The sequence below is a fragment of the Spirillospora sp. NBC_01491 genome (assembly GCF_036227065.1).
GTDB classification, from domain to species: domain Bacteria; phylum Actinomycetota; class Actinomycetes; order Streptosporangiales; family Streptosporangiaceae; genus Spirillospora; species Spirillospora xylanilytica.
Genome location: NZ_CP109432.1, coordinates 2,158,407 through 2,170,546, shown reverse-complemented (window position 1 = coordinate 2,170,546; position 12,140 = coordinate 2,158,407). Strand labels below are relative to the sequence as shown.

Genomic DNA, 12,140 nt, shown 5'->3' with positions numbered 1-12,140 from the left:
TCCCTTAGGGTGGGGGCATGTCCAAGGCACCGAACCCAGCGCGCCGCAGGGAGAGCAGCCGGCAGGCGATCCTCGCCGCCACCGGGGAACTGTGCGGCCAGAACGGGTACGGGCGGCTGACCATCGAGGCCATCGCCGCCCGCGCAGGGGTGAGTAAGAAGACCATCTACCGGTGGTGGCCGTCCAAGGGCGCGGTCGTCTTGGAGCTTCTCGACGAGACCGCGACCGTCGCCGCCACCCCGCCCGACACCGGCGACCTGACCGCCGATCTGCACAGCATGCTCACCGAGGTCATCGGCATGCTCACCCCGCCGCACAACTCACCCGGCACCGGCGTGATCGCCGAGGCATTACACGACCCCGACCTCGCCCGTGACCTGCGCGAACGAATCATCCAGCCGCGCATCGCCACGTTCAAGCAGCGGCTTCGCCGAGCCCAGGACGCCGGCCAACTGCACCCGGACGCCGACCTCGACGTCGCACTCGACCTGCTGTACGGCCCGCTCTACCACCGGATGGCCCTCCACCTCGGTATGCCCGACCCCGCCTACCTCCGCTCCCTCATCACGCACGTCCTGCGCGCCCTCACCCCGCCTACCTCCACCGCCCCCCACTGACGCACCCGAGAGGCCGAGAGAACTCACGGACGGGCGCTCCATGAGCATGAGCGGGTGGCCGGCAGCGTCGCCAACCGGCGCGATCGCGGTGCCGACGCAGCAGCGAGCCCTTGCCGTCGATCCCATACCGCGACAACTCCGCCGGCCGTCGCGGCGGCACCGCCTGTCCGTTCCGGTCGAAGGTTGCAGGGCCCGATGCCGTGACCTGCGGGTTGTGAAGTAAGTCCGAACAATCTCCGCTGATCTTGTTCGGACTTACTTTGCATTTTCGGTGGATCTTGATGGGATGTGTCGGCTTCCGGCCGTCTGTCGCGGACATCGACGGCAGCGTTCAGCGTGGCGCGTCTTGGACTTGGTGGCCATCGGACAGTGCCGCATAGACCAGGCGGTCTCGCCACTGTCCGCGGAGGCGAAGGTGGTGGCGGAGACGGCCTTCGTGTCGCACGCCGATCTTGGTGAGGACTCGGGTCGATGCGGCGTGGTCGGGGTCGCAGGTGGCTGAGATCTTGTGCAGGTCCAGTTTGTCGAAGCCGAAGTGAAGCAGGGTGGTGGCGGCTTCGCTTGCGTAGCCCTTTCCCCATGAGTGGCGGTGCAGGACGTAGCCGATCTCTGCGCGTTGGTGAGCGGCGCTGGTGATGTGTAGTTCGATCGATCCGATGAGCGCGTCGTGCTCGAGGTTGACCACGGCGAGTGCGAACCGGGATCGGGCGGTGCTGGTGTTGGCATCCTGCGTCACGTCGGTGAGGAATGCGGCGGTGTCATGCGGGTCGTTCGGCCCCCAGTCGGTGTAGCGGGTCACCTCGGTGTCGCTGGCAAAGGCGTGAACGGCTTCGTGGTCACTGGCGCGGAATTCACGTAGCAGTAGCCGCGGTGTCTTCAGTTCCATGAGCTGAAGTATCGGCGCTGCACGTATCAGGTCGCGTTCTCGGCGGCGAGGCGCATGCGTTGGCGGGCGTAGGGTCCCGGCCGCGGGTAGTAGGTCTCGATGACGGGGCCGCCGGGATGCTGGTGATAGATCAGGGTGTTGGCGGCATGGCGTTTGCCGGTGAAGTAGCGGGCTGCCTGATGGCGCTTGCGGAGTGCGCGGACCGGTGGGCCGGGAGAGGCGCCGTCGATGCTGCCCACTCGATGTTCGGGGAACGTTGTGGGCGCCATCAAGGGTTGGGGTGCGTGGTGGTCGGCCCAGAGGTTGACGGGGCGCTTGGGGTCCTCTCGGTGGCTGGTCTTGGGGATGAGCTGGTCGAGGCGCTGGTCCCAGTGCCGCCAGCGGCTGTGGCCGTGGGTTTCTTCTGGGCCGTTCTTCCAGAGAACTGCGCAGATCTTGAAGGCGTGGACGAGTGCGTCGAAGACCGGTAGCGGGCCCCAAAGGCGCACCAACCGACGGTGCTTGCGCTGTGCGGCCAGCAACTCGGGAAGATCGTCCAAGAGGCGATAGGAGTCTTCGCCGACGTCGAACAGGCCCTCGCCACCGCGGCCGCCGCCGGACTGCGCTCCGCCGACACCCCGTGTTCGGACCGCGAGATGTCCGGATCGGGCGATAGCTTTCCGGCATGATCGAATCGCCTCCCTTCGAACTGCTCGACGGTCTGCTCGGCCGCCGCACCGACGACCCGGGCCTGATCGAGCTGCACCGGAACTACCCCCTGAAGCCCCTTCCCGCGTTCACCGATCGAGAAGACATCTCCCCGACCGGCTCGGACGCGCACGGGTTCGAGCTCACCTACCAGGCGACCGCGCGAGTGCCCGGCTGCTATCCCTCGATCCGGGTGCGGGGACGCGGCCCGCTGCTCGGCTACCTCACCAAGGTGTGGATCAGGGAGGACTACCCCTTGCCGATGGGGGACGGCCTCAGCACGGCGCTGCCCGAGTTCGAGGCGCGCGCACGAGCACTGCACAGCAGCGTCCAGGAGTACGGAAACATCGTCCACATCCTGCGCCGCGACGAGCGCAGCACCCTTGAGGCGCGCTATCACGACGACGGCCGCTTCATCTGGTTTCTCCTTACGCTCAACGAGCGGGACGAGGACGATCCTGAACTGCTGAAGTCGGCGGATGCGGTCCTGGCCGCCGCGTCGGCGCGGGAGTACCCGTCCTGGCCGGAACCCGGTGCCGACGACCCCTTCCCCGCTGCCCTGCGTGCACTGCACAATCATCAGGCCGCGCACGGATTCGGCGAGATCGACTTCGAGATGCGCGACCACTTCACCTTCGGCGGGCCGCACGCGTGGACCGGCAACCCTGCGGCCGAACGAGAGTTCCGGGTGTTCGGCCACGACGGCAGCGGCGGCCTTGCGGCCTTCTGGCTGGTCCACCAGGGACGTCCTGTCGAGGAGCAGCCCGTCGTCTTCCTCGAGAGCGAGGGCGCCATGGGACCCGTCGCACCGAACCTGTGCGACCTGCTCTACCTGCTCGTGGGCGGCATCGGCCCCTACGAGGCCATCACCTTCGGGGCCTCCTACTGGGACGCCGATCCGCAACCCGAGATCGCCCGCATCGCCGAAGACCACTTCGGACCGCGCCAAGCGCGCACACCTCAAGAGATCATCGACGACGCCGACAGCGAGTACTCCGACCTCATGGACCGCGTCGACGCGCTCAGCATGCACTGACGGCGCTGTTACCGCCCCGCCCGGTGACGCCGACCTCTCCCGCGACCTCGGCGATCACGTGCCGGATGTCCCCCCTCACACGCCCTGGCCCGGCAGCATCCATGGCCCGAGTTCGCCATCGTCGACGAACCAGCCAGGTCCCTCGCAAGGTAAGTCCGGAACTCGCAGGGTTCGGCCGGACGGGACGGCGACCGCTGATCGCTGAGAGCGAACGTTGCTGAGGAAACAAATCTGTGCTCCGTTTTCTTGAGTGAGTATGACTCAACTTGTTGTTGGGTCTCCCGGGTGACCGGGGCCGGTCCCTCCCGGGGGGCCGGGAGGACGCACGGACTTGGAGCTGAGCATGAGCGAGACCCTGACGCTGCCGGTGCTGCCCCTGGACGACGGGGCCGTTCTGCCGGGGATGGTCGTCCCCCTGGACCTCTCCGAGAGCAGCGAAGTGCGCGCGGCCATCGAGGCGGCGCGGTCGGTGGGGCGGTCGCAGGCCCCCGGCATCCGGTCGCAGGGCAAGCCGCGGGTGCTGCTGGTGCCCCGGCGGAACGGCCAGTACACCGCGGTCGGCACCCTCGGCGTGATCGAGCAGGAGGGCCGGCTGCCCGGCGGGGAGCCCGGCGCGGTCGTGCGCGGGGTGTCCCGGGTGCGGATCGGCACCGGGACGACCGGGCCGGGCGCGGCGCTGTGGGTCGAGGGCACCGAGATCGAGCAGCCGCCCGCCACGGGCCGCGCCCAGGAGCTGGCCAAGGAGTACAAGAGCCTGCTCAGCGTGATCCTGCAGAAGCGCGGCGCCTGGCAGGTCGTCGACGTAGTGCAGCAGATCGACGACCCGTCCACGCTGGCCGACAACTCGGGCTACGCCGCCTACCTGTCGGACGAGCAGAAGATCGAGGTGCTGGAGACCCCGGACGTCGTCGAGCGGCTGGAGCTGGTGGTCGGCTGGGCGCGGGACCACCTCGCCGAGCTGGACGTGGCCGAGACGATCCGCAAGGACGTCCAGGAGGGGATGGAGAAGACCCAGCGCGAGTTCCTGCTGCGGCAGCAGCAGGAGGCCATCCGCAAGGAGCTGGCCGAGCTGAACGGCGACCCGGCCGACGAGGAGGACGACTACCGCGCCCGGATCGAGGCCGCCGACCTGCCCGAGAAGGTCCGCGAAGCGGCTCTCAAGGAGGTCGACAAGCTGGAGCGGTCGTCGGACGCCTCCCCCGAGGGCGGCTGGATCCGCACCTGGCTGGACACCGTCCTGGACATCCCGTGGAACGAGCGCACCGAGGACTCCTACGACATCGCGGGCGCCCGGGAGGTCCTGGACGCCGACCACGCCGGGCTGGACGACGTCAAGGAGCGCATCGTCGAGTACCTGGCCGTGCGCAAGCGGCGCGCGGACCGCGGCCTCGGCGTCGTCGGCGGGCGGCGCAGCGGCGCGGTGCTGGCGCTGACCGGACCCCCCGGGGTCGGCAAGACCTCGCTGGGCGAGTCGGTCGCGCGGTCGATGGGGCGCGAGTTCGTCCGCGTCGCGCTTGGCGGCGTCCGGGACGAGGCGGAGATCCGCGGCCACCGGCGCACCTACGTCGGCGCGCTGCCCGGACGCATCGTCCGGGCGATCCGCGAGGCCGGCTCGATGAACCCGGTCGTGCTGCTGGACGAGGTCGACAAGGTCGGCGCCGACTACCGCGGCGACCCGACCGCGGCGCTGCTGGAGGTCCTGGACCCCGAGCAGAACCACACCTTCCGCGACCACTACCTGGAGGTCGAGCTCGACCTGTCCGACGTGCTGTTCCTGGCGACGGCGAACGTGGTCGAGGCGATCCCCGGCCCGCTGCTGGACCGGATGGAGCTGGTGGAGCTGGACGGCTACACCGAGCACGAGAAGGTCACCATCGCCCGCGACCACCTGCTGCCGCGGCAGCTCGGCAAGGCCGGGCTGGAGCCGGCCGAGGTCGGCTTCGAGGACGGGGCGCTGCGGCTGCTGGCCGCCGAGTACACCCGGGAGGCGGGCGTCCGGTCGCTGGACCGGTCGATCGCTCGGGTGCTGCGCAAGGTCGCGGCGAACGTGGCGATGGACAAGGCCACCCTGCCGATCACGGTCGGCGCGGGCAATCTGAAGGACTACCTGGGCCGGCCGCGGTTCACGCCGGAGGTCGAGCTCGGCCGGTCCGAGCGGCGCACCGGCATCCCGGGCGTGGCGACCGGGCTCGCGGTCACCGGCGCGGGCGGCGACGTCCTCTACATCGAGGCGTCGCTGGCCGACAAGGAGACCGGCGACACCGGCGTGACGCTGACGGGGCAGCTCGGCGACGTCATGAAGGAGTCGGCGCGGATCGCGCTCAGCTACCTGCGCTCGCGCGGGGCCGAGCTCGAACTGCCGGTCGCCGACCTGAAGGACCGCGGCGTGCACGTCCACGTGCCCGCCGGGGCGATCCCGAAGGACGGGCCGAGTGCGGGCATCACGATGACCACGGCCCTCGCCTCGCTGCTGTCGGGCCGGCCGGTCCGGTCGGACGTGGCGATGACCGGCGAGGTGTCGCTGACCGGGCGGGTGCTGCCGATCGGCGGGCTCAAGCAGAAGCTGCTGGCCGCCAGCCGGCTCGGCATCACCACCGCGATCGTGCCCAAGCGGAACGAGCCGGACCTGGAGGACGTGCCGGCCGAGGTGCTGGAGAGCATGACCGTCTTCGCGGTCAGCGACGTCCGCGAGGTGCTGGACCTGGCCCTGGAGCCGGCCACCACCCCGGTCACCGTCTGACCGGTGCGGGGACGCCCGCGCCGAGCCCCCCAGGGCCCGGCGCGGGCGTCCCCGGCTCCGGAGTGGTCAGCGGCAGTGCGAGGCGCCGGGGGTGGTCTCCAGGTGGCGCTTGCCGTGGAAGTAGATGTCTCCGGCGGCGTGGATGCAGTGGCCCCGCGCCTCCTTCGTCACCGGCCCGGCGTTGTACCTGAAGTTCCCGTCCTGAGCGGCGGGCCGTCCGAGGATGGAGCAGCTACGGGCGGGACGGGTCTCCTTGCACGCGGCCAGGAAGACGCTCGTGCGCAGGTTCACGCCGCGCGTGGCGCCGAGGTGGTTGAGCTGGGCGCAGTTGCGTCCGGCCTGGTAGTAGACGACGAGCTCGGCGACGGGCTTGCCCCCGTACCTGGCGACCTTCCGGTCGATGAGCGAGCCGCTGCATCCCGCGGCGGCGGGCGCCGCCGCCGCGGGCGCGGTGGGCGTGGTGGGTGCGGCCTGCGCGGGCTGCACGGCCAGGGCGAGCGCGGAGGCGCACGCCGCCAGGCCCAGCCCGGCGGCGGCACCGATGTTGATGGTCCTGCTCGTCATGGGATCCCTTCGATCGTGCGGCCGGTCGGCCCGGCCGCTCCCGGGGCAGATACTCCGCGACCAGTGGCCCAGCGTGTGCGATGATTCGACGCAGAGTTAAAGACACAGGTCACGGGTGTGCCGGACGGCCGGCCGCCGGGGAGTCGTCGCGGGGGCGGGCATGCTGCGGGTGCACTTCACCGGAGAGGACCTGGTGCGCACCCGCGTCGCCGAGACCCCCGACCCCCTGTGGGAGACGGTGCTGAGCCTGCACATGCTCCGCGCCAGGTACGGGACGGCCGTCTTCGGCGAATGGCGCCTGCGGGTCCGTGCGGAACTCCGCCGCACCGGCCTGTCCGAGCCGGTCAAGGAGCTGCTGTTCCCGCTCACCCCGGACGCCGCGTACTTCCCCGACTTCATGACTCCGGCCGAGGGGCTGCTCGGGCTGGACGAGGGCATCGCCGCGGTGCTCGACACCCCCGCCCGCTCGCTGCGCGTCCAGATCGGGCGCCTGCGCTTCACCGACGGCGTCCCGCCTGCCATGCGGGCCCTCGCGGGCGGAGACCGTCCCGTCCTGGACGAGCTCGGCGACGCGCTGCGCGCCTACTACGCCGTCGCCCTGGAACCGTCCTGGCCCGACATCAGGGAACGCGCCGACGTCGACCTGGCCGCGCGCAGCGTCGAGCGGCGGACGGGCGGCGTCGGCGCGCTGCTCGGCGGGTTCTGGCCGATGATGCGGTGGCGCCCGCCCGTCCTGGAGATGCGCCATCCGCTCGACCGCGACCTGTACCTCGACGGCCGGGGGCTGGTGCTGGTCCCGTCCCGGTTCTGCTGGCACCGGCCGGTGCCGATCGCCGATCCGGGCCTGCCGCCGACGATCGTGTACCCGATGCGGCTGATGCCGGACTCCGTCGGCGCGGCGGGCGGTTCGATGACCCGGCTGCTCGGCGCCACCCGCGCCGAGGTGCTGCGCCGTACCGGCGGCGGCCGGACCACCGGCGAGCTGGCCCGCACCGTCGGCGTCTCCGCCGCCACCGCGAGCTGCCACGCGGCGGTGCTGCGCGAGGCCGGCCTGATCACCAGCCGGCGCAGCGCGAACAGCATGGTGCACGCCCTCACCGCGCTCGGCGCCGCGCTCGTCGGCGAGGAGCGCCGGACCCTGACGGACGGCTCGCACCGGAGCCCGGGTTGACTGGGCGCATGGAAATAGGCGTCAACATCCTCAACTTCGGCCCGCACGCCACCCCGGACGGCCTGGACGGCTGGGCGCGCTTCGCGGAGGACGCCGGCCTCGGGTTCGCGATGATCTCCGACCACGTGGCCGTCACCCCTGACGTGGCCGAGCAGTACCCGGCCCCCTTCTGGGACCCCTTCACCACCCTGGCGTGGCTGGCGGGCCGCACGTCGCGGATCCGGCTCGGCACCACCGTCACCGTGCTGCCGTACCGGCACCCCCTCCAGACGGCCCGCGTCACCGCCAACCTCGACCGGTTCAGCGGCGGGCGGCTGATCTTCGGTGTCGGCGTCGGCTGGTCGCGTGCGGAGTACGAGGCGCTCGGCGTCCCGTTCGAGCGGCGCGGCGCCCTGACCGACGAGTACCTCGACGTCGTCACCCGGGCCTGGACGGCCGACGAGCTGGAGTACGCGGGACACCGGGTCGCCACCGGCCCGCGTCCGGCCCAGACCCCGCGTCCGCCGGTCTGGGTCGGCGGCAACAGCCCGGCCGCGCTCCGCCGGGCCGTCCGCTTCGGGGACGCCTGGCACATACTGTTCGTCCCGCCGGACCGGCTGCGCGACGAGGGCCTGCCCGCACTCCGCGCCGCCGCCGACGCGTCCGGCCGCCCGGTCCCCGCGCTCGCCCCCCGCATCCAGCTCAACCTCACCGACGCGCCCCTGAACGAGGACCGCCCGCCCGGTCACGGCACCCTCGACCAGGTCCGCCGCGACGTCGAGGCCTACCGCGTGCTCGGCGCCACCCACCTGCTCCTCGACACCTACCTGGGCGACCCCGCCGCCCACCGCCCGCCCGCCCAGGACCAGGCCATGATCGCCGAACTCACCGCCCCCCTCACCTGACCCTCCCGTCCCGGTCGCCGTCTCCGCTCGGCCAAGCCGCGCGGCCGGCCTCCCTCGAGTCCGGCCGAGGCCGCATAGGTGCGGGCGGAACGGGGATGAGCGGGCCGGGGAGAACAGGAGCGGCCAGGTGACGACGGCTGAGATGGAGAGCACGGCGCCCAAGGGTGAACGGGCGCCGTGGTTCGTGATCGTGCTGCGGGTGCTGGCCGTGGTGGCCGCGCTCGGGGCGCTCGGAGTGTTCTGCTACTGCGCGTTCCGGCTCACGCTGACACCAGTGGACGACAACGGGCAGGCGGGCGGCAACACCGATCCGGGGCGTTCGCTGCGCTTCTACTGGGGCGCGCCGCTCAAGGACGCGCTGTTGCAGCTCGGCGGAAACCTGGCACTGCTCGCGCCGCTCGGGGTGCTGCTACCCGTGGTGGCGGTCCGGTTGCGGGGGCCGCTGCGGCTGGTGGTGGTCGGCGCGCTGTCCTCGCTGGCGATCGAGCTCGTGCAGGGCCTGTTCGTGATGGGACGGGCGTTCGACGTGGACGACCTCATCCTGAACACGGCGGGCGTCCTGCTGGCCTATCTGCTCATCGGGCGACGGGTGTCGCGGATGGTACGGGGGAGTTAGGGCCTGTCTCGCGGCGCCTCGGCCGTCGCGCGAGCGCCTTACCTGGCCGGTGGGGCGATGCCGGAGGCGAGCCTCACCGGCCAGATCGCGAAGCGATGTCGCGCTCGCCGAAGCCAGGTCGGCGCCCGAGCCGCCAGGCGAGGAAGCCGGGCCGGGCTTTTGAGACACAGTCAGGACCTCGGCGTGAGGCGGAAGACGCGGAGGCGGCGGTCCACGCGCTCGACGTAGCGGTCGTAGACCGGCCACACCTTGAGCAGGCGGGGCCAGACCTCGGCGCGCTCGTCGTCGTCGAGCAGGCGCGCGGTGACCTGGGCGGTACGGCCCCGGAAGCCGACCTCGGCGTCGGGGTTCTTGAGCAGGTTGCCCGTCCAGGCGGGGTGCTTCTCCCGGCCGAAGTTGGAGCCGACCACGACCCACGAGCCGTCCGGTTCGGGCATGCAGGCGAGCGGCGCCTGGCGCGGCTGCCCGCTGACGGCGCCGGTGGTGGTCAGGACCAGGCTCGGGACGAGCGCCTGGCCGAGCATGAACCGGCCACCGGTGGCCTTGTGCAGCAGGCGGTCCAGCGGCGGCACGACCTTCGGTCCCACCCTGGAGAACCAGGCCGCGCCGGAGATGCGCTGGAAGAGCGGACCCAGGGTGCGCTGGACGAGGCTTGGCATCGGTGTCTCCTTGGTGGCGGGGGCGAGCCGTCCGGCCTTGCGCGGGTCGAGGTGGCCGGCCCCGGCCAGCCAGCGCAGCGAGTCGCTGACGGTCTCCTCGACCGGGCGCAGGGTGAGGCCGAGCGCCTCCAGGGCGGGACGGTCGTCGGTCGGCACGAGGGTGACCATGAACTCGGCGGCGTCGCGGGTGAGCGGGTAGTCGAAGCCGCGGACGCGCTTGGCGGCGTCCAGGACGCTGCCGAGCCCGAGCATGACCCGGCTCGGCACGGGGACGCGGCGGCACTTCACGCCGGTCAGCCGGTCGCACAGGTCGGCGAACCCCGGCCAGGTCAGGTAGTGGCCGCCGAGCACGTGCCGGCCGGTGCCGGTCTCGACGCAGCGCGCGAGCGCCTCGCCGAGGTCGCGGACGTCGAGCACCGAGACGCCGCCGCCGGGCAGCGGCCACAGCGTGCCGAGGGCGCCGGCCATGCCCTCCATGAGGGCGTCCAGGTGCGGCTGTTCGGGGCCGCAGACCCCGCCCGGGTAGACGATCGTGACGGGCGCCCCGCCGTCCTGGAGGCCGCGCACGTAGCGCTCGGCCGCGACCTTGGAACGGCCGTAGCCGGTGCGGGGCGAGGCGAGCGGCCCGGCCGCGGTGATCACCGGGGCGGACGGCGGGACGAACACGCCGATCGTCGACACGTGCACCACCCGGGACAGTCCGGCCGCCACGGCCTGGCCGACGACGTTGCGGGTGCCGCGCACGTTGGTCTCGACCAGGTCGCCGGCCGCGCCGGTGATGCCGAGCGCGGCGGCGGCGTGGATCGCGGCGTCGCATCCGTCGAGCGCGGCGGCGACGGCCGCGGCGTCGAGCATGTCGCCGGGGACCAGCTCGACCTCCTCGGCCGGGACGCCGATGGCGGCGAGGGCCTTGGTGGCCCTGCCGGGATCGCGGACCAGGGCGCGCGGCCGGTGCCCGGCGGCGAGCAGGGCGCGGACGGTGGAGGACCCGACGAAGCCGGACGCGCCGGTGAGGAAGACCCGCATGAAATCAAACTAGCGCTTGGTATGGAATTCCGGAACCGCACCGGTCCTGCCCAGCGTATCCGTCCGCTCGGGCCGTCCCGGTGCCGGTCGGGGCGGACGGCGGGCGGCGTTTCGGTCATTCTGATATTGCCCGGCCCGATGACCGGCCGTTGACGGTGCTGGAACGCTCCAGCACACTCAGGGCTCACCCAACCGCCCACCGGGAGGGAACATGAGAATCGGACTGGCCGGTGCGGGACGCATCGGCGCGCGCCATGCCGCCGCACTGCGCCGGCTGCCCGAGGTCGAGACGCTCGTCATCGCCGACGCGGACGCCGCACGGGCGCACGCGCTGGCCGCCCGCCTCGCCGCCCCCGCCGCGGGCGCCCCGGATCCGGCGGGGGCGGTCGAGGCGGCCGGGTCGGTGCCGGAGCTGTTCGGCGCGGGGCTGGACGGCATCGTGATCGCCGCCGCGACCGACGCGCATGCGGACCTGGTCGACCGGAGTCTGACCGCCGGTATCGCGGTGTTCTGCGAGAAGCCGCTGGCGGCCGATTTGGGTGGAACGTTCCAGATCGTCACCGCCGCGCGCGCGTCCGGGATCCCGGTGCAGGTCGGCTTCCAGCGCCGCTTCGACGCCGGCAACGCCGCGGCCCGCGAGGCCGTCGCGTCCGGGCGGCTCGGCTGGCTGCACACCGTCCGCTCGTGCAGCTTCGACCCGGCGCCGCCGCCGCCCGAGTACGTCCCGGTGTCCGGCGGGCTCTTCCGCGACTGCGTGATCCACGACCTGGACCTGATCCGGTTCGTCACCGGCCGGGAGGTGGACTGGGTGGTGGCCGCCGGCGCCAACCGGGGCGAGGACTTCTTCCGGGACGCCGGCGACGTCGACGCCGGCACGGCCATGCTGATGCTGGACGACGGCACCCTCGGGCTGGTGGCGGCGACCCGCTACAACGCCGCCGGGTACGACGCGCGGCTGGAGCTGTTCGGGTCCAAGGACAGCGTCGTCGCGGGCCTGGACGAGCGCACCCCGGTGACGCCGCTGACCGGGCGGGAGGGCCCGTCCGACCCGTACGAGGGCTTCCTCGAGCGGTTCGCGGGCGCTTACGATGCGGAACTGCGGACGTTCATCGACGTGGTCGCGGGCCGGGCCGAGAACCCCTGCCCACCGGAGGAGGCGCTGGAGGCGTTCTACCTGGCCGAGGCGTGCGAGATGTCGCGGCGCGAGGGGCGGATCGTCGGCGCCGGAGAGGTGGAGCGATGAGACGCGCACGG

11 protein-coding genes are annotated in these 12,140 nt (G+C 72.3%); 7 read left to right on the top strand and 4 right to left on the bottom strand.

Translation table 11 applies throughout. The features are described 5' to 3' along the window. Window positions 1–17 precede the first annotated feature (17 nt). Window positions 18–617, top strand: coding sequence for a TetR/AcrR family transcriptional regulator (locus OHA34_RS10305; RefSeq protein ID WP_285940878.1), 600 nt, complete (start codon window positions 18–20; stop codon window positions 615–617). Window positions 618–948: 331 nt separating this feature from the next. On the opposite strand, the gene OHA34_RS10300 is transcribed toward OHA34_RS10305, so the two are convergent. Both OHA34_RS10300 and OHA34_RS10295 read right to left on the bottom strand, forming a co-directional pair. Beyond that, window positions 949–1,503: a GNAT family N-acetyltransferase gene (locus tag OHA34_RS10300; RefSeq protein ID WP_329521471.1), complete on the bottom strand. Its 555-nt coding sequence runs from the start codon at window positions 1,501–1,503 to the stop codon at window positions 949–951. Between the two features lie 26 nt (window positions 1,504–1,529). After that, window positions 1,530–2,042: a hypothetical protein gene (locus tag OHA34_RS10295; protein WP_329521470.1), complete on the bottom strand. Its 513-nt coding sequence runs from the start codon at window positions 2,040–2,042 to the stop codon at window positions 1,530–1,532. 125 nt (window positions 2,043–2,167) lie between these two features. Between OHA34_RS10295 and OHA34_RS10290 the strand changes: the two genes are divergently transcribed. Further along, complete coding sequence (locus OHA34_RS10290; RefSeq protein ID WP_329521469.1) at window positions 2,168–3,226, top strand: hypothetical protein; 1,059 nt, start codon at window positions 2,168–2,170, stop codon at window positions 3,224–3,226. 343 nt (window positions 3,227–3,569) lie between these two features. Further along, on the top strand, window positions 3,570–5,966 hold the full coding sequence (gene lon / locus OHA34_RS10285; protein WP_329521468.1) for an endopeptidase La: 2,397 nt from the start codon (window positions 3,570–3,572) through the stop codon (window positions 5,964–5,966). A 66-nt stretch (window positions 5,967–6,032) separates the two neighbouring features. Here the strand turns inward: lon and OHA34_RS10280 are convergent, their stop codons facing one another. Further along, window positions 6,033–6,530, bottom strand: a complete 498-nt coding sequence (locus OHA34_RS10280; RefSeq protein WP_285940874.1) for a hypothetical protein — start codon at window positions 6,528–6,530, stop codon at window positions 6,033–6,035. A gap of 160 nt (window positions 6,531–6,690) precedes the next feature. On the opposite strand from OHA34_RS10280, the gene OHA34_RS10275 reads away from it, so the two are divergent. The 3 genes from OHA34_RS10275 to OHA34_RS10265 all read left to right on the top strand — a co-directional run bounded on the left by OHA34_RS10275 (window position 6,691) and on the right by OHA34_RS10265 (window position 9,201). Continuing rightward, window positions 6,691–7,701 carry a helix-turn-helix domain-containing protein gene (locus OHA34_RS10275; protein WP_285940873.1) on the top strand — a complete coding sequence of 337 codons (1,011 nt, stop codon included), beginning with the start codon at window positions 6,691–6,693 and terminating at the stop codon, window positions 7,699–7,701. Between the two features lie 8 nt (window positions 7,702–7,709). Next, window positions 7,710–8,585, top strand: coding sequence for a TIGR03619 family F420-dependent LLM class oxidoreductase (locus OHA34_RS10270; RefSeq protein ID WP_329521467.1), 876 nt, complete (start codon window positions 7,710–7,712; stop codon window positions 8,583–8,585). Between the two features lie 127 nt (window positions 8,586–8,712). Beyond that, the gene (locus OHA34_RS10265; protein WP_285940871.1) at window positions 8,713–9,201 is read left to right on the top strand and encodes a VanZ family protein; all 489 of its coding nucleotides are present in this window, start codon (window positions 8,713–8,715) and stop codon (window positions 9,199–9,201) included. 170 nt (window positions 9,202–9,371) lie between these two features. Here OHA34_RS10265 and OHA34_RS10260 read toward each other — a convergent pair whose 3' ends face one another. Beyond that, window positions 9,372–10,886, bottom strand: coding sequence for a nitroreductase family deazaflavin-dependent oxidoreductase (locus OHA34_RS10260; RefSeq protein WP_329521466.1), 1,515 nt, complete (start codon window positions 10,884–10,886; stop codon window positions 9,372–9,374). 211 nt (window positions 10,887–11,097) lie between these two features. On the opposite strand from OHA34_RS10260, the gene OHA34_RS10255 reads away from it, so the two are divergent. Next, window positions 11,098–12,129, top strand: coding sequence for a Gfo/Idh/MocA family protein (locus tag OHA34_RS10255; protein ID WP_329521465.1), 1,032 nt, complete (start codon window positions 11,098–11,100; stop codon window positions 12,127–12,129). Window positions 12,130–12,140: the final 11 nt, after the last annotated feature.